This window comes from Bartonella sp. AC329YNZD (genome assembly GCF_042196685.1).
Lineage (GTDB): Bacteria > Pseudomonadota > Alphaproteobacteria > Rhizobiales > Rhizobiaceae > Bartonella.
Genome location: NZ_JBHIQS010000001.1, coordinates 49,091 through 72,905, shown reverse-complemented (window position 1 = coordinate 72,905; position 23,815 = coordinate 49,091). Strand labels below are relative to the sequence as shown.

Here is a 23,815-nt window from a genome sequence, read left to right as displayed (position 1 = left end):
GGACAATGAGTATAGACTGATGAGCATGAATTAAGTGTTCTATAGATTATACAAATTGAATAGAATAAAGGCACTGCTTTAAATGCTGTAGAAGATGGAAATACGTAGCCATAAACGTTGTTCTCATTCACATTGCTGTTTCCTTTAAAGTTCAATGCTGTTTTTATCTCTTGAGGGATCAGCCTTATTTGTAGATCAGTGTTTATTGTCTCAAAAATATTTTCATGGATGTAATTATAACACTTTTTAGGTGTATATAAAACTAATTAAATCTTTTAGTTGTGCATATATTTTAAAACACATGGTGTATATTTGATCTGTCAAAGCTTAATTTATCGAATGCTTCGTTATCTTAAAAGACATGAGGGTGAGCAACATTGTGTTGTTTTGGTCTGTGCATTTTTTTCTAAATGGGGGATTTAATTTGGAATGATGGAGTGTGAATAATGCAACGCAAATTGAAATTAAGTTTTTGTGCACTAATGACCAGTGGTTTTTTTGTCAAGATTGCGAGTGCAGATGGAGTAGAGACACCAAAAGAAAAGCTATTAACACCAGTAGATATCAGTGAACATCTAGAAGAGACAAGAACATCGTTATCAAAAGTGAGGGGATTAAAAGAAAAAAAGGGGGAATCAAAAAAGATAGAGAATAAACAGACAGTAGAAGGAAGTAAGTCTTCAGAAGAGGAAAGGAAGGGATTAGAAAACCTATTCTTTGAAGTTCTCACAAATTCAGTAATAAGCGATGGGGCTATTGTCTATATTACTAAACGTGACTCTGAAGGTTTTGAAATAAATAGCTTTAGCTATGAAGAAGCAGGCTATTCCATCAATAATACGGTTCAAGAAGGTGGAAAACTCTACATTGATGCAGCAAGTGTTAGCAGGGATACGACAATTGAGAGTGGTGGTATTGAATTCGTCCAAAATCTGAGCAGTTCGGAATATGCCACTGTTAAAAAAGGGGGTAAACAAATTGTTGAGAGTGGTGCAAATGCTGAGGGAGCTAAAATCTATGGTGGTGAGCAGATTATTTTTGGTAAGGGGATCCTTGGGGATGGTTTGTCGCGTAAAGATAAGGAAAGTAGTGCTTATAGCACTGAAATTTATGCGGCAGATGGAATGTTAGGAATACAAAGTGTCTATAGTGGGGGGATGGCTGTTGACACAAAGATTATGAAAGGTGGTGTCCAGAATCTTGATGGTAAAGAGAATTTTCATAATAGCTTCTCAGAAGATGCTGATACAGCCGATATAGAAAATGAAGATTTTACAATTAATGAAGGGGCTTTTGCACTGAGTACCGAACTTTTTAAAAATGGTATGCAGAATATCTTTGCAGGAGGGAATGCGAGTGAAGTTACTTTATACGATAGAGCTACGCAGAAGATATATGATTCTGGATATACGGATGATCTAACCATTAATCATCAAGCAAGGTCATGGGCTTTTGCGGGGGCAATATTAGATAAGGACACAAATGTTTATGACTTTGGCAGCCTCTATCTTTATGCTGGGAATGGTGAAGCTGTTACGGAAGTAGAAAATCTTAATTTAAATGGAGAAGATAGCAAACTATACATTATTGCTCCTGAAGATAACAGCAAAAAACTTCACGTTAATATCCAGAATTTAACTGGAAGTGGCAGAGTTATTTTTACATACTTAGGGGCTGATAAGCATTACTCTAAGCTTAATATTGATGATCTTTCAGGTTCTTTACATTTTGATTTTAATGTCAACTTTGCCAAGCATCTTAGTGATTATCTTGTCATTAAAGAAAGTGGTTCAGGTTATCACACAATAAGTGTGGCTGATTCTGGGCGTGAAATTACAAATTCTTCTTATAAAAAGCTTAAATTAATTACTGATCGTAGTGGAAATGCTCATTTTACTCTGACAAACACTTTTGGTGAAAAAATCGGAACTGTTGATGCCGGAACCTATCGGTACAGTTTGAAACATAGAAACAATAAGGGTACTGGTAAAATTTGGTACTTAGATGCAAACCACACCATTGATGAGACAACTTCTCAAGTTTTTGATAGTGTATTGAAACCATATACTGGTTCATCAAGTGATTTACTCACAGAACTCACAATTGATCAAGGAACAACTGTTTCTATTGCGGATCCTAGCTTTGACACGAGCAGCAAGGAAGTTGATAGCAATGGAGAAACTTCAATTAGTAATACAGTTAAAGATGGTGGAAAGCTTTCCGTTTATAGCGGTGGTTTTAGCTTGTATACGACAATTCAAAGAGGCGGTACTGAGATTATTAAAACACAGGGTCTTTCGCAGGATACTATTGTTTATAAAGGGGGGCAACAAAAGGTTAAAGAGGGGGGAAAAGCTGAAGGAGCTAAAATTTACGGTGGTGAGCAGTTTGTTTCAGGAAAGTCTGAGATCAAGGGTGCGATGGTGAGGAGCAGCGCCCATGACACTATCGTTTCTGGTGAGAATGGAGTGCGAGGATATCAGAATGTGTATGATGATGGAGAGGTTTTTAACACACAGATCATGGAAGGCGGGATACAAAATCTTTATGGAGAAGAGGATCTAAACGAGTATAGCAGCTTTGCCTTTGATACGAAGGTCTTTTCTGGTGGACAGCAACATGTTTTAGCGGGAGGAATCGCGATTGGCGTTCTTTTAGAAGGGACTGCTTTTCAGGCAATAGATTTAGGAGGTTATGTAAAAGATTTAACCGTTAAGGATCAAGCACAAACGTGGTTACATGGTGGCGCAACATTGGAAGGAATGACAACGGTTAATGATTCTGGACGGATTTATCTTTATGCTGGTGCAGAGCAGTCTCGTACTGAAGTAGAAAGAATTGTGTTAAATGGCAGAGATACAAAATTGTATTCTATTGCTTCTAATATAGATGGCGAAAGCTCTTTGATTGAAGCTTTAAGTGGTGATGGCCGTGTTATTTTTACTTCCACCGTGTTTAATCCACATTACTCTAAACTTGAGATCAATGATCTTTCAGGGAGTTTACATTTTAGGTTGCAGACTAATTTTGCAGAACAGCGCGGTGATTATCTTCTGATAAAAAAAGGAGCAGGTAATCACACCATAAGCGTTATCGATTCTGGTGTTGAAATTACCAATTCTCTTCTACAAAATCAGAACTTAATTTTGGAGCTTGATTTAATTCATGATCAAAGCGGAAATGCGCATTTTACTCTGACAGATTTTTCTGGTGAAGAGACGAGTACGATTGATGGTGGAGCCTACATGTATGGCTTAAAAACAAAAGATGATAATGGGGGAAAGACTTGGTATTTGGCTACGCCACAAATAATTTCTGCTCCTGTAATCCCTTCATCTCACGCGGAGTTACCTATAGATAAGCTTCCTGAAAAAGAAGAAAATATGACATCGTCAAAAGATTTTAGTATCTCTGATGTAATTGATTACAGTATTGGCGAAGGAGGAGGAATTCTACAAAGCTCTTTGCTCGGTGATAATAACGTAGCTTATGTCTCTGATGATGGAGAGCAAGGTGTTCTTAAGAAGTCTATTAATAATACAATTCAGGGATCAGGAAGACTTTATGTTCAAGCTGGTGGTTTCAGTAAGAATACGACAATTGAAAATGGTGGTGCTGAGATTATAGGGGAACAAGGGATTTCAGAATCTACGATTATTTACGAGGGTGGAAAACAAAAAGTGGAGGGAGGAGGATCTGCATTGAGAGCTGAAATTTATGGTGGGGAGCAGCTTGTTTTCGGAGATGGGTACGTGAACGGTGGGATTGTTGGGAGCAGTGCTTATGATACGACAATTTATGGTCAAGGTGACACACTGGGACAGCAGAACGTATACGATGATGGTATGGCTGTAGGAACAAAAGTGATGAGTGGAGGAATACAAACTCTTGCTAAATGGTTTCCTGATGATGATAACTTTGCAGAAAAAGCTGGCGGTTTGGCCATAAATACTGAAGTCTTTTCAGAGGGTATGCAGCGTGTTTTCGCAGGAGGTGAAGCACATACAGCCATTTTACGCACTGGTGGTGTTCAAGAAGTCTATGCAGGTGGAATTGTAAAGGATCTAACGATTGAAGGTAATGCCAATTCATGGGTTTCTCCTGGTGCAATATTAAGAGGAGAAATAAGAGTTCAGGATTTTGGGGGACTCCATCTTTATGCTGGAGATGATGGTCAACAAACTATAGTAGAAAACATTGAATTAAATGGAGAAGACGCTCAATTATATTCTGTTGCTTGTGGGTTTGACGACAAAAGTACACGCATTCAGCAGTTAAACGGTGTAGGAAAAGTTATTTTTACCTCTTTTGAAGATAATTTATATTACTCTCAGCTTTATATTGATAATCTAGCAGGGAGTCTACATTTTGACTTTAATGTTAGTCTTGCAGAAGAAAAAGGTGATTACCTCTTTATTGAGAATGGGAGTGGTTTTCACACAATAAGTGTCGTAGATTCTGGTATTGAAATTGTTGATCCTTCTTCAATAAGACTTGATTTAATTTTTGATCAAAGTGGCGGCGCATCTTTTACTCTACAAAGTTTTTCTGGCGCAAAAACTATAATGGTTGATGGGGGAACTTATACTTATGGCTTAAAACACAAAAATATTGAGAATGAAGAGGGAAAAATTTGGTATTTGACTGCAGTTTACATGGATAATGCGCCACGCAGAAGCAGAATTCCGCAGCATTTAAGTCAAAAACAACAGGTTTCTTCTCTTTCAACGATTATAGCACCACAAGAGCATGCTATTAAATTGCCACGTCCAAGAGAAAACCACAGAAACTTGAGTCAAAAATCTTCAGCTTCTGTTTCTCCAATTGTTTCATCTCTGGGAGGTCAAATGATTGAAGGTGCCCCTCCATCAAGTTCTCATCCTCTTTCTGATGAAAAGCAACAAGCTGCTGTTTCAACATCTTCACCATCTTTAGCCGATCAGATGACTTTGCGGCCAAACACTCAGGAACAACCTTCTCCACACTTGAGTGAGACGCTTCCAGTTTCTGACTTTTTAACTACGCCTTCTACAGATGCCGTATTGTCTATGTCTGTAGCTCCAGCTATGGTATTTCACAATGAAATGCAAGCCGTACGTGCGGGAAGAGGAATTCTAGATAAAAGTAAAAAGAATACGGCTTTATGGACCTATGCGATCAAATCTAAAGAGAGTATTGCGACAAAGCATATAGATTTTAAACTGGATCAGACCGGTATCGTTTTAGGAATCAATGGTTTAAACGAATGGGAAAATGGAGATTTTTATATAGGTGGTTTTGGCAGTTATGATCGTGCCCGTGTTGCGCATGCACGGGGGGGGACCAGCGGTATAAATACTTATGGCGTTGGTGCTTATGTCACTTATTTGGATCATAGTGGATGGTATCTCGACGGTATTTTAAAATACAATCATTATCAAAATACTCTGAAGGCAGTTTCAACGAATGGCTTAGGGATTGAAGGAACATATACTCAAAGGGCATTGGGAACTTCCTTTGAAGCCGGTTATCGACTTCAGACGTCACAGAGCAGTTGGCTGCAGCCTTATGGACAATTTACATGGTTGCGTGTTGAGGGTAAAGCAATCAAGTTATCGAATGACATGGTAGGTGACATGCGTCCATTTACTTCATTACGCAGTGAGGTGGGCTTATCTTTAGGATATGAATTTGGTTCTCGCATGGCTTCTTCATCATTTGCGTATATTACAGCCGCATGGTTGCGTGAGAATAAAGATGATAATCAAACGTTAATTAATCAACGCCATCCATTTACCACGGACTTATCGGGCAATGCGGGTAAATTAGGAATAGGTTTAAGCAGTTTGGTGAGTGAGAAGTTAAAGTTATATGGTGAGGCCCATTATGTTAAAGGACGTAAAACAAAACAGTCCCTTCAGGGTATTTTAGGTGTACGCTATAGTTTTTAATTATATGGTTATTTTTTAGTTACCTTTAAATGTATGATTGTTTAAAGGTCTTTAATAAAGGTTCAGAGAACAATTTTTCAGAGCATGCAGTTTTGCTTTTCATGATAAGCTGTATACCCTTATATACTTTATTATGCATTACTTTTTTCTTTGATAAGAAAACTCCGAGGAAATGCTAAAGAAGCACTATAAAAACGCCCTTATATTCGTGATCAAAAAAGTATTTAAAAAACTGTAAAGAACAATTTTTTATGAGATAAAGAGAATTTTTAAAAAGGATTGTTTGCAATCTAAGGTTGAAAATATGTTTTGTAGAGCTAATTACGTTTGGTGTCTATGCAGACGTGAAGGGGGAGGATATGGCGATACAATATAAATGGAAACGAAATTTTTGGATACTCATGTTGAGCAGCTGTTTTGTGCATGCTGCTTCTGCAAATGAGGGGGGGGCACCGCTTTTTTGTCAATCTTCAAGTTATGAAAATGACAAAGTATTTCACAATCAATACAATGAGGATATGAAATCAGCAAGATGCATCCTTGGAGCCTCTCATGATGTCATGGTAAGAACGCGCAATGAATTAGACTTTTTAAAAAAGCCTAGTGATTTTATTATGGATAAGGGTTCTAGAGTATTCGTGAGTCAACAGGCGCTTGACAGCAATTATCGTGACAATATTGGATATAATACACAAGAACAAAATACTGCGTTTCTTAAAAAACCTGAACTTATCTCCATTAAAGATGGGGCCCTGCTAGAAAATTATATCCTTGATAATGAAGGTAAAGCATACATCTCAAATGATGGTGAGATTGATAGTCCTGGGCGATCCATTAATAATACAGTAAAGAATGGTGCAGAGCTTTATGTGTATGCAGGAGGTCTCAGTGAGAATAGTAAAATTGAACATGGTGGAATTGAAAATGTTGAGGCTTTAAAGAGAAAACAAGGACTTTCGAAAAATGCTGTTGTTAAAGAAGGCGGACAACAAAGTGTTGGAAATGGAGGAAAAGTAGAGGGGACTAAAATTTATGGTGGTGAGCAACTGGTTTTTGGGGAAGGGGATGTTGGAGAAGAGGTTAAAGGGAGTAGTGCTTCTCATACCGTAATTTATGGTCAAGATGAAACACTAGGCCAACAAAAAGTATATGATGGGGGAAAAGTTTGGAATACGAAAGTTATGCGAGGGGGCGTACAAGAGATTGGAAAAAAATCTCAAAGTGCAAAAAATAATGGTTTTGCGTTTGATACAGAGGTTTTTGGTGGTGGTAAACAGCGTATCTTAAAAGGTGGTCAGGCCATTGGAGTTACTTTAAATGAGAACGCTATTCAGGAAATAGATACTGATGGATCTGTAAAAAATCTAACAATGAATGATGAAACAAAATCATGGGTGCATGCTGGAGCGACATTAGAAGGCAAAATACAGGTAAATCATTCTGGGCAACTTCATCTTTATGCTGGGAATAATCAACATCGCACTACAGTAGAAGATATTATTTTGAATGGAAAAGATACAAAACTGTACTCTATTACTAATGAGTTTGATGGAAAAAGCTCTTTGATACAAAAATTAAGTGGTGAGGGGAGTGTTATTTTTGCATTTACTGGTTCCGATCCATATTATTCTCAGCTGCATGTGAATAATCTTTCAGGCAGTTTACATTTTGCATTCAATACTACGATTGCCCATAATCGTGGTGATTATCTCTTGGTTGAGAAAGGGGCAGGAAATCATACGATAATTGTTGCTGATTCTGGCGTTGAAATCACGGATCCTTTTTCAAATAAACGTGATTTAATTACGGATCAAAGTGGTGGAGCGAATTTTACGCTGACAGATCTTAAGGGTGAAAAAATTAACGCCATTGATGGTGGAACTTATATGTATGGATTGAAAGAAAGAAAGGATGAAAATGGAAAAGTGTGGTTTTTATCGGCAGACCGCCTCAGTGGGCCAGAAAACTCTATTCCAGATCCAACAAATCCTTTTTTTCCTGGTGAAACATCAACGACTCCCTCTACAGATGCAGTGTTAACGTTGTCCGTAGTCCCTGGGCTTATTTTTAACAATGAGTTGCAAATTATACGGAATGGTAGAAAAATTTGGGACAGAAATAAGAAAGATATCGAATTATGGACTTATGCGATTAAGAGCAGAGAACGTGTTGCGACAGGCCATACACACTTTAAACTTGGGCAGACAGGTTTAGTCTTTGGTGCTGATCAGTTGAGTGAATTAAGGCATGGAGAGTTGTATGTTGGTGGTTTTGGGAGTTATGATCAAGCACGTGTTTCTCATGCACGAGGTGGTGACAGTAGTTTGAGCTCTTACAGCATTGGAACTTACGCAACTTATTTTGATCATCGTGGATGGTATATGGATAGTGTTTTGAAATATAATTATTACCAGGATGATTTGAAAGCCATCTCAACGAATAGCTTAGTGATTCAAAGTCATTACAATCAGTGGGCGATAGGTGGATCATTTGAGATTGGTTGTTATTTTGAACCGGCACAGAATACTTGGATGCAGCCTTATATCAAGCTAACAGGTTTGCAGGTTGAAGGTAAAAAAATAAAACTTTCCAATGGAATGGTCGGTGATTTAAGCCCATTGACTTCATTCCGCAGTGAAGTTGGATTGACTGCAGGACATGAATTTTTTGTGAATTCAGAAACTTCATTAACAGCTTACATTATGGCAGCTTGGTTGCGTGAGAATATAGATAATAATTATACGACAATTAATAACCAGCATAAATTTATCACGGACTTATCAGGCAGTGCGGGTAAATTGGGAATTGGCTTAAACGGTTCGGTCAATGATAAACTAACACTTTATGCGGAAACATACTATCTAAAAGGACATAAGATTAAGAATGCTCTTCAAGGTATTTTGGGGTTACGCTATAGTTTCTAAATATGTGTGTACACGGCTGATTAACTTTATAAATGTCATTATTTTGTAAGCTTAAACAGATAAAGCTAGCTCTGTCTTCTCGAGAGTATAGAGATCTTACTCAAAGAGTAAGGATGCTTTTATACTCTCTTTTAAGATAAGGTATTAATTTATAAAGAGTGTTCATTGTTTTGCATGTTGAATGAGAGTTCCAAATATCGTAAGATTCTCTTATTTCAAATCTGCTCCATGTTAAATTAATCAAAACCATTTTCTTACACGTCACAAGCGGGGAAGCTTGCGTGGATAAAAATTGTACAAGAGAGAATTAAATGTACCTCTTATAAATTGCTTCAAGTATAAAAGAGTGTTGCGTTGCAGCATTTTAGAGCTAGAAAAGTGCGTGATGGTGCTGGTTTGCTTCGCCATAAGCGTAAAGATGATGATGCTCATGGATTACCATTATACTATTCATGGTCAACGTTAGGAAATGGGCTTGGGGCTTTGAGAGATATCTCTTTAAAACAAGCGCGTGAATGTACACTCCAATGGCGTTTTATTTCACGTGAAGATAGTGCCCCATTAAAGGGCACGAGCATTTTTTTCATCCATAATTCCAAATATGCAAATTATTCCTTGAATTCAAATAAATATTTTGAATTTTATTCAGTTTTTCTGCCTTAAGTTAGAGTTTTTAGTGGTTTATAGATAAACAACTTATAGTTGTTTAGATTAAAAAAATACACTAAAAAATTGTGTTTAGACATAATTAAAACACATTATGATACAATCTAAAATGAGCTACCTACGTAGCTGTGGGATATTTTTCTAAATAATTGAGAATGGAGTGTGGATAATGCGGTATAAATACAAATTAAGTTTTTCAGTATTGATGATCAGTAGTTGTCTTGTGCAAATTGCAAGTACAGCTGAGAGCAGAAGTAAAGGACTAGCAATAGTAGAATATGTGGGAAATGGAGCAGAAATACCAAAAGGTTCAGCCCTGACTCTTTCCCTTTTCAGCAGCAATATTGTGGTTGGGGATGGCAGTGTTGAGATTGTTGAAAATGGAGCAACTTCTGTAGGTTCCACTATTAAAAAAGGGGGGATGCAAATAGTTACGCGTGGAGGAAATGCAATAGATGCTAAAATTCTTGGAGGTAAGCAGTTTGTTCATGAAGAACCAAACCTTGATCTTACAAGCGTGGAGAGAAGGAGTAGTGCTTCTAATACTACAGTTTCTGGGGGTAGTGGAGCAGTGGGTCAGCAGAATGTGTATGATGGGGCAGTGGTTTGGTATACGAAAGTAGGAGATAACGGAGAACAAAATCTTTACGCGAAGCAAAGACAAGAGGGGGGAAAATCAATGTATGCTGAGATTTCTAAGAATGGCAGACAACACGTCTTAGCGTTAGGAGAGTCTTATGCTACTACTTTGAAGGAGAAGGCTATTCAAGTTGTATATCCTGAAGGGTTTGTGGATACTTTAACAATTACGGATTCTGCTAGGTCATGGTTTCACTCTGGTATTCAAAAAGTCGTTGGAGAAGTAAGGGTCAATAATCATGGAGAACTTTATTTGTTTGCTGGTGATAGGACAAACCATATCACTAAGAAAAAGATTCCTATAGAAGAGAGAGCTGATGAAACAATATTTGAGGTCGGTGAACGGAATATAGGAGAAAAACCTCAGATTGAAATTGAAGATTTAGGGGGACATGGAGGAACGGTTATTTTTACTTCTATTCCGTATGATCCACGTCATATTTCACTTCATGTTGAGAAACTTTCAGGGGATTTGCATTTTCGATTCAATATTAGTGCTACTTGGGAGGCAAGTGATTACTTGACGATTGGTGAGGGGGCAGGTAATCACAAAATACACGTTGCAGATTCTGGTGCTGAAATTACAGGTCCTCTCTCACAAAGGAATAGTTTTGTTACTGAGATTCCGTTAGTTACCGATAGAAGCCAAAATGAAGGAGCTAATTTTACTCTGACAGATTTTTCGGGCAAGGGCATTACAGCTGTTGATGGTGGGACCTATCAGTATCAATTAGTGAAGAGAAAAAGATGTGCGAGTTCTAGTGGTTATTCTACAACTTGGTATTTATCTAGGGATTCTTCTGAAGATATGGGACGTTCGAATACTGAGATACAATGTGGAAACAAGAAGATGAAGGTTCCTCTTACCTTGTCTGATCAAGGGGATTCTTCTGGAGGAAAAAAGGCTGATCGTCGTCCATCTAAAAAGCAACCTCCTAAGTCACGGCCTCCACGTCATTTAAGAGAAGCACAGAAGGTTTCTAGCGTTTTGGTATCTTCTTCTCAAGAAAATCAGACTCGTGTAGCGTTACCTCCATCAGTTCCTCATCCTCTTTCTGATGAAAAGCAACAAGCTGCTGTTTTAACATCTTCACCATCTTTAGCTGATCAGATGACTTTGCGGCCAAACACTCAGGAACAACCTTCTCCACACTTGAGTGAGACGCTTCCAGTTTCTGACTTTTTAACTACGCCTTCTACAGATGCCGTATTGTCTATGTCTGTAGCTCCAGCTATGGTATTTCACAATGAAATGCAAGCCGTACGTGCGGGAAGAGGAATTCTAGATAAAAGTAAAAAGAATACGGCTTTATGGACCTATGCGATCAAATCTAAAGAGAGTATTGCGACAAAGCATATAGATTTTAAACTGGATCAGACCGGTATCGTTTTAGGAATCAATGGTTTAAACGAATGGGAAAATGGAGATTTTTATATAGGTGGTTTTGGCAGTTATGATCGTGCCCGTGTTGCGCATGCACGGGGGGGGACCAGCGGTATAAATACTTATGGCGTTGGTGCTTATGTCACTTATTTGGATCATAGTGGATGGTATCTCGACGGTATTTTAAAATACAATCATTATCAAAATACTCTGAAGGCAGTTTCAACGAATGGCTTAGGGATTGAAGGAACATATACTCAAAGGGCATTGGGAACTTCCTTTGAAGCCGGTTATCGACTTCAGACGTCACAGAGCAGTTGGCTGCAGCCTTATGGACAATTTACATGGTTGCGTGTTGAGGGTAAAGCAATCAAGTTATCGAATGACATGGTAGGTGACATGCGTCCATTTACTTCATTACGCAGTGAGGTGGGCTTATCTTTAGGATATGAATTTGGTTCTCGCATGGCTTCTTCATCATTTGCGTATATTACAGCCGCATGGTTGCGTGAGAATAAAGATGATAATCAAACGTTAATTAATCAACGCCATCCATTTACCACGGACTTATCGGGCAATGCGGGTAAATTAGGAATAGGTTTAAGCAGTTTGGTGAGTGAGAAGTTAAAGTTATATGGTGAGGCCCATTATGTTAAAGGACGTAAAACAAAACAGTCCCTTCAGGGTATTTTAGGTGTACGCTATAGTTTTTAATTTATAGGGGTATTTTTTGATTGATTTCAGTGTGTGAGGGGATTTTCAAACCTAGATATGAAATGTCTAGGTTCGCTTTCTTAAAAAAATAAAGCTTTCATAAAAGGTATATATATTTTTACGTGTTGGATTTTTCTTATAATTTTTTATTGCTTAAATGATAATTTTGATGAGAAGCATTTGGGAGTATAAAAGAAGCTTCAACATTTTCTGAGAGGCGGGTACACTCTTATAATGTATTTCTATTTTTATTAAGTGTTCTTTATAATTCATTCTATATTTTTGAGAATTTTTGTAGATTTTTGCAGAGTCACTTGGCAAAAGGCTGCTTGCTCGTTATAGAAATAGCCAGAGAATGTTATCAATGAAATAAAGGTGGTTAAATGGCTTTAGAGCGTACTTTTTCGATGATTAAACCAGATGCAACACGTCGTAATTTGACGGGTGCAATTACGAAAATGCTTGAGGATGCAGGACTGCGTGTTATTGCATCTAAACGTGTCTGGATGAGTAAGCGTGAGGCTGAAAAATTCTATGCTGTTCATAAGGAGCGTCCTTTTTTTAGCGAATTGGTGGAATTTATGTCTTCTGGTCCAACAGTGGTACAGGTTCTAGAAGGCGAGAATGCAATAGCTAAAAACCGTGAAGTAATGGGGGCTACGAATCCTAGTGATGCAGAAGAAGGGACAATTCGTAAGGTTCATGCTTTATCGATTGGCGAAAATTCTGTCCATGGATCCGATAGTGCTGAAACAGCAAAAACAGAAATCGCTTTTTGGTTTTCTGAGATAGAAATTGTTGCTTAATAAAAGCGTAAAGTAAATAAGAAGCAAAAAACTTGAAAAACTATGTTTCGGGTTTTTTGCTTACAAAGTTATAGATTTTTTTGCAAAGACATATCGCATTCATCGTTTTTTTAGCTTTTAATGTTGCGACTGCTTTTGCGAGGCGGGACAAAAAGCATATTTATTTTTTTCTTAAAGAGTTTTTATCTATATGCCAGCTTCGTTTGTGATGTGCAAAAGAAGTGTTTTGATTGATTGTTCGTGAATAGATTTAAAATAAGTAAGCCTCACGGGCTTTCTTCTTTTGTTTAAGGGCAAAAAGGTAAATTATCATTATAAATCTTACATATTCTTTTCACAAAATAACATGCTTTAAACCTGCACGAAAATAATCCCATCCTGTCCACAATGTAAGGAGAGCAGCAATCCACAGCATAGTAATGCCAAATTCTACCGTATAAGGGAAAATTTTATTACCGGCCGGTCCCGCTAAAAGAAAGATAATAGCGATCATTTGTACAAAAGTTTTCCATTTCGCAAGACGAGAAACTGGAACACTCACTTTTAATTCAGCTAAATATTCACGTAATCCTGATACAAGAATTTCGCGGCAAAGAATGATAATGGCTGCCCATAGAGTCCATCCAGCGATAGTGCTGTCTGCGGCAAGCAAGAGCAAACAAGCAGAGACGAGAAGTTTATCGGCAATTGGATCTAACATGCGACCAATATTGGATGTTTGTTCCCAAATACGGGCAAGGTAACCGTCAAGAAAATCGGTAATAGATGCAATAATAAAAATGGAAACGGCAATCCAGCGTGCGATATCACTTGATTGTAGGCGTCCTTCTACAAAAAAGCAGGCTACAACCATTGGAACTGCAACAATTCGTGCATAAGTTAAAATATTTGGAAAAGAAAAAGTATGATTTTTCATAGAGCCATTTTAAATTTTTGTGAAAAAATATATTCCCTAAACGTAACAAGGCGGAGGTTATGAAACAAGTCTATTTTTCATGAAAATGGTTATGAATTTTCTGTGCAATTGTCATAGAGATTCCCGTAACTTTTTTTAAATCTTCAAGTGAGGCATTAGCAATAGCTTTGGCACTTCCAAAATGATGAAGCAACGCACGCTTTCTTGTTGGACCGATATTTTCGATTTTATCAAGAGGGTTTTTGAATGTTGCTTTTTTTCGTTTTATTCTATGCGTTCCAATGGCAAAACGATGAGCTTCATCACGCAAACGTTGCAGAAAATAAAGGATAGGATCACGTGGGGGAAGTGTAAAGGAGGAGGAACCTTTTATAAAAAATCGTTCACATCCTGCATTACGGTCAACACCTTTAGCGATTCCAACAACTGTGAAGAGGTCATTTAATTGTAATTCATCAAGTATTGCATGTACACTGTTGATTTGTCCTTCGCCTCCATCAATTAAGATAAGATCAGGCCAGATGGGAAAAAGATCATCATCTTTTATGTCATGATTTCTATTGGGGAGATCATGCTCTTTGATAAGGCGTGAAAATCTTCGTTTAATCACTTCTTTCATCATGCCAAAATCATCGCCAGGCGTAATATCTGTTGAGCGAATATTGAATTTGCGGTATTGATTTTTAACAAATCCCATTTGACCAGCAACAATCATTACACCTACAGCATTTGTTCCCATAATATGAGAATTGTCATAGACTTCTATGCGGCGCGGAGGAGAAGGAAGTTGGAATGTTTCAGCAAGACCTTGAAGCAATTTTGTATGGGTGGCTGTTTCAGCAAGCTTATGTTCAAGTGCTTCATGAGCATTCAGATAGGCATGATTAACAAGATTTTTCTGTTCACCTTGTTTGGGTAGAGAGAGAGAGACTTTGTGATTTGCTTTAAGACTAAACGCTTCTGTAAGAAGTGTCTTTTCTTCAATTTCTTCAGATAAAAGGATGCTTTTGGGAAGTGGTTTATCATCATAAAATTGGGCAAGAAAACTTGCTAAAATTTCAGTACGGGGAAAAGAGGGATCTGCTTTAGGAAAATAAGCACGGTTTCCCCAATTTTGCCCCATGCGAAAAAAGAACACTTGGATACAGGTCATTCCTTCTTTTTGCGCAATCGCAAAAACATCCGCTTCTTTTATCGTTTGAGGATTTATACCTTGATGGCTTTGTATGTGAGAAAGGGCTGATAGGCGGTCACGATAGGAAGCTGCTTGTTCAAAATCAAGATTTTCTGCGGCTTTATGCATAGCTTGAACCATATCGTTTTTAACAGATTGATCTTTTCCCGAAAGGAATGCTTTTGCTCCTTTTACCAGTTCTTTATAATCACTGTCACTAATTTCATGTGTACAAGGTGCAGAACATCGCTTAATTTGATAAAGCAAACAGGGGCGTGTACGGTTTTCAAACACTGCATCGGTACAGGTCCGTAATAAAAAAGCGCGTTGTAAAACATGAAGTGTTTGTGTTACCGCACCAGCAGAGGCAAAAGGACCAAAATAATGGGCTTTTCGTGTTCGAGCACCACGATGTTTATAAAGTGCAGGTGCTCGATGATCATCTGTAATCATAATATAAGGGAAACTTTTATCATCACGCAGGAGTACATTAAAATGTGGACGCAATCTTTTGATCAGATTGGCTTCTAAAAGAAGAGCTTCTGTTTCAGTGTGGGTGACAATAAATTCCATATGATATGTTGCACGAATCATGCGAGTAATACGATTATTATGTCTTTGTTCACGTGTATAGTTTGAAACACGTTTTTTGAGATTACGGGCTTTGCCAACATAGAGAATATCACCATTTTCACCAATCATCCGGTAAATCCCTGGCTTATGCGGAAGGTGTCTAACAAACTCTTGTATGAATTTGACACCTTGGAATTGATTTTTCTCATTACTTTGATTGGCATTATTCCACGTAATGTTAGAGAGAAAAGAAAGTTTTTCTCGTTCATTTTGCGAACAATTTATATTATTTTTTAGGACCATTCCGTTTATTAAGAATATGTTTTTTGTTTAATATATAAAATATTCTTTTCTATAAATAGCGCATTATAGCATAAGAATATGACTTTAGAGTACCTATTTTTCATAAAATATGAGGGGTGTTATTTAAGACAGATTTATGAATTCACTCAATTTATTCGTTAAAATGGTCAAAATAGAAAATCCATCATGATAAGAGCATAAACTTTCTCAAAAAGAGAAAAAATTAATTCACGCTAATCGTTATTCGTTTATCATTATTATATGTTTATATAATCTAAAAAAATCAAAGAGTTATAGCATTTAATACCTTTGTATCTTAATCACGATATTTTCATTTAAGGGAAATATAGGGAAAAATCTAACATAACAGATGTTCTTTTTGAATCCACTTATGCGTTATTTGGGCATTTTCATCTTGACCAAGACGATTGATAAGAAAGGGGGTGAGTTTTTTCATTTCTTCTTCCAAAAGATAGGGAGGGTTAATAATAATCATACCGCTTCCATTCATTGTAGGTGATGTTGATTTTTTTCGGATACGCATTTCAAGCTGGAGAATTTTAGGAATTCCTGTTTGATAAAGCGCATGAAGAAAACTTTCAATTTCTTTGTCATATTTAACAGGATACCATAAAGCGTAGATCCCTCCAGAAAAACGGCGATAGGCTTTCATTAATCCCTCAATAAGGCGGGAAAATTCTCCAGTTTTTTCAAAGGGAGGGTCAACAAGGATAAACCCACGTTTTTCTTTTGGTGGTAAATGAGCATTTAAGGAAAGCCAACCATCTAAATGCAGAACTTTTGTCTGATAATCGCCGGCAAAGTTTTTTGCTAAAATGTGATAATCTTCATTATGCAATTCTATCGCAGTGAGGCGATCTTGTTTCCGTAATAATTGGCGAATAAGAACGGGAGATCCAGGATAAAATACAATTTCTTTTTCCCCTTTATTGAGGACATTAATGATATCATACCACGGATCAAGAAGTGCTCTTAAATCTTTTGGGATAGGAGTTGAAAAAATGCGTTGAACACCTTCACGCCACTCTCCTGTTTTATGTGCTTCTAAAGAAGAGAGGTCATAAATGCCGATTCCTGCATGTGTGTCTATAACGCGAAAAGCTTTTTCTTTGCGTTTGAGATATTCTACAATGCGAGTGACAATAATGTGTTTAAAAACATCAGCAAAATTCCCAGCATGATAAATATGCCTATAATTCATTGAAGAAACTCTATAATATGGATAACTATATCAGATTATTAGCATAGAATAATAGAATTGATATCCATAAAAATTTTCTTGTAGAAATCAAATAAGACTCTCATTAAAAAATTGTACGCATAAAATATTAATATCATGGAGGCATTTATTCATTAGGATTTTAAATCTTTTATATGAAAGTTGGATAGTAAGAGGGTGAACATTTCACTGGAATCTCTCTATTGAATAAAGATGAAAGCGGGCATCGTCATATTCCTAATATTGTGACTTATTTACTAGCGCTCTTGACACTTGAGCTGGTCTATAAGGGCTATTTTAATAGTTTTTATCTCTCTATGCTAACCTTGTTTATGATGTGCAAGTGAGTGATTTTTATAAATGAATATATTTTATGCGTTAATAAAACATATTCCCAGATATGATCACGTGCACAAATGTTGCCTCATATGCATTTTGAGTGAGCCCATATTGCGGTATCACACTTAATGTTTAGAAAAGTATGATGTTGCACCTTTTAAAAATTTGACTGATTGATTGACGACGATCATTGATCATATTGCTTATGAAAAATTGATATCAGGATTCCTGCAACGCAAAGAGTTATTGAAAATATTATTCGTAAGAGATAGGTTTTAAGGAACCTTTAATGTTAGATGATGTGTCAAAAAAAGCTCTTGCAGGGAATATACTTTCGGAAAATTTTAGATACATGTAAATTTTTTATAGAAGGTTATGATATTATTCTCATTGGTAAAGTTGATTAGGGAGAGATATTCACAATTTCATGTATGATACCGTTTTTAAAAGGAAAGACATTGGATACAATATTTGCAGGAAGATGAGCCGTCCAAGAGATCATATGAAGTTTCTTTAGAAAAGTTTTTAAGCCTTTTGAACTTTATAGGAAGTGGTTTATAATTTTTGAATGGTTTATATTATAATGCCCTAAAAGGGATGAGAGGATAAAAGGTTCTTTTGCACTAAAAGGCGTGTGATTGCTTTTAAGTTGAGAAAAAAATATATAAGTAAAATACATGGTATTTGATATATTACTTCAGAGTAAGCATGCACAAATGAAATCAAATTTAAAAGCATAGAGTTAAAAAAATGGGTAATATTTTTTCACCAACGCATTTAATTGTAATTTTACTGATTATATTTGTGCTTTTCGGGCGCGGTAAAATTTCTGAATTAATGGGTGATGTTGCTAAGGGAATTAAGGCTTTCAAAAAGAATATGAAGGAAGACGATGACAGCATTGAGGATAAAGTTGAAATGGCAGCTCCTTCTCAAATGATTGATATAGAACCTCAACAATCTCAGCCATTATCGGTGAAACATGTAACCGCACGCAAAAAGGCTTCTTCTGCCTCTAAAAGAGGCAAGGCATCTATTACTAAAAAACAGCGTGTCAAATAACAAAAACGTTATCATCATTGTGCATTATTTTTTACGGGGAAGTCGAGTTAAGAGATGTTTGGGATTGATGGGTCGGAGTTTGTTGTAATCTTACTTGTTCTCATTATTGTCATTGGACCGAAAGATTTACCTAAAATACTAAAGGCAATAGCAAAGGTAAGAGCTTATGTATGTTCAACAGTAAATGAACTTCGTTACCAGTTTGATGATGCAATAAGACAAATTGAGCTCGATAATTTGCAAAAAACATGTTCAGATATTAATGATCTTAATCCAAGTAAGAAGTTGACAGAGACTTTTGATCCCATACAGGATGCAGTAGAGGATATCCATGATAATTCTGATGTTAAGGCAACACATCATAAATTAGAAAAAGATGAAGAACTTTGGGCGTGTGATCAAAAGACAACCAATACAGATGTGATATCTATTACACCCTATCATTCTGAAAGCATTTTTGTCGTTTCTAAAGATAAAGAAGATGTATCATGAATGTTAAGAAAGATGAAGTTGATGCCAATATGGCAACACTTATAGAACATTTAATTGAACTTCGTCAGCGAATTATTGCTACCTTGGTTGTATTTTTGATCACTTTTATGATGTGTTTTTTTGTTAAAGATTATATCTTAAGTTTTTTACTATGGCCGTATCAGTGGGCAATGAAAATAGCAGGGAGTAATCCTGAGAGTATTCGTTTGCAATCGACACAAGTATGGGAAACTTTTTTAACAAAGATGAAACTCGCGGCTTTTGGGGGGATTATTTTATCTTTTCCCTATACGGCTTTTCAGTTTTATAGTTTTATTGCACCAGGGCTTTATAAAAATGAACGTATGGCTTTTTTACCCTTTCTCATTGGTGGTCCTATTTTATTTTGTATTGGGGGAGCGTTTGTTTATGCTCTATTGGCACCAATAATACTATGGTTTAGTCTTTCACAACAATTTCTTCCAGATGTTCATTTAAGAATAGATTTTATAGTGCGTATTTCCGATTATTTGAGCTTTATGACATCATTTATCCTAGTTTTTGGTTTGATTTTTCAATTACCTCTTATCATCAGTCTTTTAACAAAAGTTGGATTTTTAACATCTCGTGATTTGGTATCAAAACGAAAATGGGCTATCTTGCTTTCTTTTATTATTGCGGCAATAGTAACCCCTTCGGATTTTTTTACGATGTTTGCAGTGGCTTTACCAACGATAGCACTTTACGAGATCTCAATTTTAATTGCTTACGGTATAGAAAAGAGAAGAAAATCCGCTTAAGAGAATTGTATAATCTTATGCGATAACAAATGAATAAAAACAATATAAATGAGGAATTTTGATGCTTGATATTAAGTGGATTCGTGAAAATCCTGAGAAATTAGATAAAGCACTTGTAAACAGAGGTCTTGAACCACAATCTGAAAGGTTAATACAACTTGATCTTGCACGTCGGTCGCATGTTGCTAAAGTACAATTGGCGCAGGAACGTCGCAATGCTATTTCAAAGGAAATAGGACAAGCTTTAGCTGTATCTGATCAACAAATGGCTGAAGGCTTTAAAGCTGAAGTTGAAGAGATTAAAGTCTTTCTTTCTTCTGCAACAGCGGAAGAAAAACAGCTGACGGAGAGTCTTGAGAAAATTCTTTCAGCTCTTCCAAATATTCCATTGGATGATGTTCCGGAAGGTAAAGATGAAAGTGATAATGTCGTCATTCGACATTTTGGTACACCTCCAACATTTAATTTTACACCAAAGGAGCATTTTGATCTTGGTCAAGATCTTAAGCAGATGAATTTTGAGCGAGCTAGTCGTTTGTCTGGAACACGTTTTACAGTGCTTTCAGGGGCGTTAGCACGGCTAGAACGAGCATTAGGACAATTTATGCTTGATGTGCATGTGAATGAGCATGGTTATACAGAAGTCTCAGTACCTCTTCTTGTTCGTGATGAGATTGTTTACGGAGCAGCACAATTGCCGAAGTTTGCAGAGGATCTTTTTCAGACAACAGATGGTCGATGGCTTATTTCTACTGCAGAAGTACCATTAACTAATTTGGTTAACGATGAAATTCTTGAAATATCAGATTTACCACTGCGATTTTCTTCTTTATCTCCTTGTTTTCGTTCAGAGGCGGGAGCAGCCGGTCGTGATACGCGCGGTATGTTGCGTCAGCACCAATTTTGGAAGGTGGAAATGGTCTCGATTACCAGTGAAGATCAGTCTTTAATTGAATTGGAACGTATGACGGAATGTGCAGAAGATATATTAAAACGGCTTGATTTGCCTTTTCGTACAGTGGTTCTTTCTACCGGAGATATGGGGTTTGCAGCACGTAAAACCTATGACATCGAGGTTTGGCTTCCTGGTCAAGAATGTTATCGTGAAATTTCTAGCTGTTCAGTTTGTGGAGATTTTCAAGGTCGTCGTATGAATGCTCGCTATCGTACAGAAGGTGATAAAAAATTGCATTTTGTTCATAGTCTTAATGGTTCTGGTACGGCTGTTGGCCGTTGTCTTATTGCAGTGCTTGAAAATTATCAACAAGCTGATGGATCCATTATTGTTCCAGATGTTTTACAACCCTATATGGGAGGCATGCGTTGTATTACTGCTTAATTTTGCGAAAGGAAAGACAATATGCATTTATTGCCAAGAGGTGATGGTATGCAAATGCAAGGCTTAGCCATTTTAAAGGAAGTGGTTTGTAGGGATGATAAAAGTGCACTTCTGTTAGAGATTGAATAAATACTATGGGGCAAAATGGTATTTTACAATTTCGTGAAGAGTTAGCCGCTCTTGTACTGAAAATGCGTAGAAAAGGCATTGATGACGTGCGATTTTTTTCGGCATTAGAAAAAGTTCCACGTCAACAGTTTGTTTCTGCCCCTTGGTTTAATAGTGCTTATGATAATAAAGTTATTCCCCTTGAGTGTGGTGAATATATGGAACGTTTGGAAGAACAACTCTTAATTCTTTCAGCATTATCGTTGAAAAAAAAGCATCGTGTCTTAGAAATCGGTACGGGATCTGGTTTTTGTACGGCTCTTATAGCCTGTTTGAGTGACCGTGTAACGACGATTGATCGTTATAAAACGCTTGTTGATTTGGCAGGCCAAAAATTTCAAGCTTTGGGAATTGAAAATATTGTTGTACGGCAAATTGATGGAAGTCATAGTGTGACAGGTTTGGGGTCATTTGACCGTATTCTTATTTGGCCATCGCGTTCTGATGAACCCAAGGAATTTTTAGAACTCTTAGCTGAAAATGGCATTCTCATTCAGGCTATAGGGCCTGATGAAGGGGTACAAACGGTGACGCGCTATACAAAAATTGGGAGTCGATTTGAGTGTTTAGAACTTTTTCAAGTGCGTTATCAACCTTTTATTAAAGGTATTGCGGAGATACTTTAAATTTTAAAATTTAAGAAATAGCGCAAATTATTTCACCTTTTTATTTTACGTTAAATTCATTTTGATATCATGTAGAGATATTTATGAATAAAATATCTCATTTTAACTCTTCGGTAATTTTAAAAAGCTTTAATAGAATGAGTTGAGTATTGATGAGTGGGCAAAACTATGTGTTTAAGAGCTTTGGATAATATTTTCCGGCATAAATTTCAGAGAATAACTTTTTTAGCGGTGGTAACTATTGTTGCTGGTTGTAGTTCTGGTACGCAACGTTTTTCCACTGTGTCCTCTCATCGTATGTTATCTCATCAATCAAATATATCTAGCACTATACCTACAGATCCGCGAATGCTATCGGACGGTGGTGATATGATACAGAGTACTGAATTGCCACCTGTGGAACCAAGCGATGATTCTTGGCGAGATGACAGTTCTCCTTATAATTCTCCACAGCAAGGTAGGACAGCTTCTTTGGATGGTCGCGTTATGGGGGCACCTCCGCGTAATCTTGGAACACTTTCTCGTTCACAAATGGATAACTCTCCTGTTTTCCGGCGGAATTCTTATATTGTCCAGAGTGGAGATACACTACTCAGTATTGCACGACAAATAGGGGTTAGTGTTGAGGCATTAAAATTAGCAAATGGCATAAACAGCAATTCCATTTATATTGGTCAAGTCCTTGTGGTTCCAAGTAGGCGTACATTCGCAACTTCAAATACGCGCAATAATAATGATTGGGCGGCGTCAACAGCAGAATCTTCATTCCAATCTCAAGTTACGTCCTCTGTAAAACACAAAAAGGCTTCTTCTGTATATAAAGCTCCTGTAACAATGTCCCCTTCTGCAAAGATGAACAGATCAAGCTCTGAGAAAAATTCTTCTACACAGATGATGCGATTGGACCATGAGACTGGTTTATCAAGTACTGTTACGAATACAGATAATATTATGACACCGCAGGGTACAGGAATTTCTAAGATGCGTTGGCCAGTACGAGGGCGTTTATTAAGCCAGTTTGGTCAAAAAAAAGGAACAATAATGAATCGAGGAATAGATATTGCAGTGCCTGAGGGGTCATCGGTAAAGGCAGCGGAAAATGGTGTCGTTATCTATGCGGGAGATGGATTAAAAGAGCTTGGTAATGTTGTTATGATTCGACATGAAAATGATATTATCACTATTTATGGATGTAATAGTAAGCTTGTTGTTAACAAAGGACAAAGAATAAGACGCGGTGATGAGATTGCTAAATCTGGTGTTTCAGGAAATGTTAAAACGCCACGTGTCTATTTTGAGATGCGTAAGAATTCATTACCTGTTGATCCTCTTAAATATTTAGAAAACTAATTTATGGATTAATTTGAGAAATTTTATAGTTTATAGAAATTTCATGAAAAAATTGATTTTTTTACGTAAAATAATACTGTAGCAGAAAAAATCACTGGTTTAAGGGAAGCCGTTTGTTGAGTTTATTAGATATTATCATCTTTGTGTTTATGAAGAGATAAGGTGATAGTATCATACTGTTTTCAGCTTCTCAATGTTCTAACTGCTCTTGCATTTATAGGGGGTACGAGAATGAGAAGGGGGATTTTACGCTTTTCTTAAATAGTTTTTATCTACAGGTTCATTTCACGTGTGTAACGTACAAGAAAATCATTTTGATGAATTCAAAGGGGATAAAATGAGAGAGTTTTACTGTATTTAAGTCTTTCATTTGATATCAAAAACGATGAAT

14 protein-coding genes are annotated in these 23,815 nt (G+C 36.9%); 11 read left to right on the top strand and 3 right to left on the bottom strand.

Annotation, left to right across the window (positions count from 1 at the left end):
- Positions 1 to 446: 446 nt before the first annotated feature.
- The 5 genes from bafA (ACFIMW_RS00290) (at position 447) to ndk (ending at position 13,063) form a co-directional block, all read left to right on the top strand.
- A complete protein-coding gene (gene bafA / locus ACFIMW_RS00290; protein WP_375667040.1) occupies positions 447 to 5,930 on the top strand; it encodes a BafA family autotransporter in 5,484 nt (1,827 codons plus the stop codon).
- Between the two features lie 359 nt (positions 5,931 to 6,289).
- Entirely contained in the window at positions 6,290 to 8,854 is a 2,565-nt protein-coding gene (gene bafA / locus ACFIMW_RS00285) for a BafA family autotransporter (protein ID WP_375607692.1), read from the top strand.
- A 354-nt stretch (positions 8,855 to 9,208) separates the two neighbouring features.
- Positions 9,209 to 9,517 carry a hypothetical protein gene (locus ACFIMW_RS00280; RefSeq protein WP_375607691.1) on the top strand — a complete coding sequence of 103 codons (309 nt, stop codon included), beginning with the start codon at positions 9,209 to 9,211 and terminating at the stop codon, positions 9,515 to 9,517.
- 172 nt (positions 9,518 to 9,689) lie between these two features.
- Complete coding sequence (gene bafA, locus ACFIMW_RS00275) at positions 9,690 to 12,257, top strand: BafA family autotransporter (RefSeq protein WP_375667042.1); 2,568 nt, start codon at positions 9,690 to 9,692, stop codon at positions 12,255 to 12,257.
- Positions 12,258 to 12,640: 383 nt separating this feature from the next.
- Complete coding sequence (gene ndk, locus ACFIMW_RS00270; RefSeq protein ID WP_375607689.1) at positions 12,641 to 13,063, top strand: nucleoside-diphosphate kinase; 423 nt, start codon at positions 12,641 to 12,643, stop codon at positions 13,061 to 13,063.
- Between the two features lie 334 nt (positions 13,064 to 13,397).
- On the opposite strand, the gene pgsA is transcribed toward ndk, so the two are convergent.
- The 3 genes from pgsA to ACFIMW_RS00255 all read right to left on the bottom strand — a co-directional run bounded on the left by pgsA (position 13,398) and on the right by ACFIMW_RS00255 (position 17,251).
- Positions 13,398 to 13,979 carry a CDP-diacylglycerol--glycerol-3-phosphate 3-phosphatidyltransferase gene (gene pgsA / locus ACFIMW_RS00265; RefSeq protein ID WP_375607688.1) on the bottom strand — a complete coding sequence of 194 codons (582 nt, stop codon included), beginning with the start codon at positions 13,977 to 13,979 and terminating at the stop codon, positions 13,398 to 13,400.
- 70 nt (positions 13,980 to 14,049) lie between these two features.
- On the bottom strand, positions 14,050 to 16,029 hold the full coding sequence (gene uvrC, locus ACFIMW_RS00260) for an excinuclease ABC subunit UvrC (RefSeq protein WP_375607687.1): 1,980 nt from the start codon (positions 16,027 to 16,029) through the stop codon (positions 14,050 to 14,052).
- A 358-nt stretch (positions 16,030 to 16,387) separates the two neighbouring features.
- Positions 16,388 to 17,251, bottom strand: a complete 864-nt coding sequence (locus ACFIMW_RS00255) for a 23S rRNA (adenine(2030)-N(6))-methyltransferase RlmJ (RefSeq protein ID WP_375607686.1) — start codon at positions 17,249 to 17,251, stop codon at positions 16,388 to 16,390.
- Between the two features lie 1,107 nt (positions 17,252 to 18,358).
- Between ACFIMW_RS00255 and tatA the strand changes: the two genes are divergently transcribed.
- The 6 genes from tatA to ACFIMW_RS00225 all read left to right on the top strand — a co-directional run bounded on the left by tatA (position 18,359) and on the right by ACFIMW_RS00225 (position 23,424).
- Positions 18,359 to 18,670 (top strand): twin-arginine translocase TatA/TatE family subunit, encoded by a 312-nt coding sequence (tatA, locus tag ACFIMW_RS00250; protein WP_375607685.1) that lies wholly within the window; start codon positions 18,359 to 18,361, stop codon positions 18,668 to 18,670.
- Positions 18,671 to 18,724: 54 nt separating this feature from the next.
- Positions 18,725 to 19,162, top strand: coding sequence for a Sec-independent protein translocase protein TatB (tatB, locus tag ACFIMW_RS00245; protein ID WP_375607684.1), 438 nt, complete (start codon positions 18,725 to 18,727; stop codon positions 19,160 to 19,162).
- Positions 19,159 to 19,941, top strand: coding sequence for a twin-arginine translocase subunit TatC (gene tatC, locus ACFIMW_RS00240; RefSeq protein WP_375607683.1), 783 nt, complete (start codon positions 19,159 to 19,161; stop codon positions 19,939 to 19,941). The genes tatB and tatC overlap by 4 nt, the downstream gene beginning before the upstream one ends.
- A 61-nt stretch (positions 19,942 to 20,002) precedes the next feature.
- A complete protein-coding gene (gene serS / locus ACFIMW_RS00235; RefSeq protein WP_375607682.1) occupies positions 20,003 to 21,280 on the top strand; it encodes a serine--tRNA ligase in 1,278 nt (425 codons plus the stop codon).
- Positions 21,281 to 21,414: 134 nt separating this feature from the next.
- Complete coding sequence (locus ACFIMW_RS00230) at positions 21,415 to 22,074, top strand: protein-L-isoaspartate(D-aspartate) O-methyltransferase (RefSeq protein WP_375607681.1); 660 nt, start codon at positions 21,415 to 21,417, stop codon at positions 22,072 to 22,074.
- 168 nt (positions 22,075 to 22,242) lie between these two features.
- Complete coding sequence (locus ACFIMW_RS00225; RefSeq protein ID WP_375607680.1) at positions 22,243 to 23,424, top strand: peptidoglycan DD-metalloendopeptidase family protein; 1,182 nt, start codon at positions 22,243 to 22,245, stop codon at positions 23,422 to 23,424.
- Positions 23,425 to 23,815 lie beyond the last annotated feature (391 nt).

Excerpts from the sequence above, each read along its gene's own strand:
- tatA (WP_375607685.1), top strand. The coding sequence starts at position 18,359 with ATGGGTAATATTTTTTCACCAACGCATTTAATTGTAATTTTACTGATT.
- ACFIMW_RS00230 (WP_375607681.1), top strand. The coding sequence starts at position 21,415 with ATGGGGCAAAATGGTATTTTACAATTTCGTGAAGAGTTAGCCGCTCTT.
- pgsA (WP_375607688.1), bottom strand. The coding sequence starts at position 13,979 with ATGAAAAATCATACTTTTTCTTTTCCAAATATTTTAACTTATGCACGA.
- bafA (WP_375667040.1), top strand. The coding sequence starts at position 447 with ATGCAACGCAAATTGAAATTAAGTTTTTGTGCACTAATGACCAGTGGT.
- tatC (WP_375607683.1), top strand. The coding sequence starts at position 19,159 with ATGAATGTTAAGAAAGATGAAGTTGATGCCAATATGGCAACACTTATA.
- serS (WP_375607682.1), top strand. The coding sequence starts at position 20,003 with ATGCTTGATATTAAGTGGATTCGTGAAAATCCTGAGAAATTAGATAAA.
- ndk (WP_375607689.1), top strand. The coding sequence starts at position 12,641 with ATGGCTTTAGAGCGTACTTTTTCGATGATTAAACCAGATGCAACACGT.
- ACFIMW_RS00225 (WP_375607680.1), top strand. The coding sequence starts at position 22,243 with ATGTGTTTAAGAGCTTTGGATAATATTTTCCGGCATAAATTTCAGAGA.
- tatB (WP_375607684.1), top strand. The coding sequence starts at position 18,725 with ATGTTTGGGATTGATGGGTCGGAGTTTGTTGTAATCTTACTTGTTCTC.
- bafA (WP_375667042.1), top strand. The coding sequence starts at position 9,690 with ATGCGGTATAAATACAAATTAAGTTTTTCAGTATTGATGATCAGTAGT.
- uvrC (WP_375607687.1), bottom strand. The coding sequence starts at position 16,029 with ATGGTCCTAAAAAATAATATAAATTGTTCGCAAAATGAACGAGAAAAA.
- bafA (WP_375607692.1), top strand. The coding sequence starts at position 6,290 with ATGGCGATACAATATAAATGGAAACGAAATTTTTGGATACTCATGTTG.
- ACFIMW_RS00255 (WP_375607686.1), bottom strand. The coding sequence starts at position 17,251 with ATGAATTATAGGCATATTTATCATGCTGGGAATTTTGCTGATGTTTTT.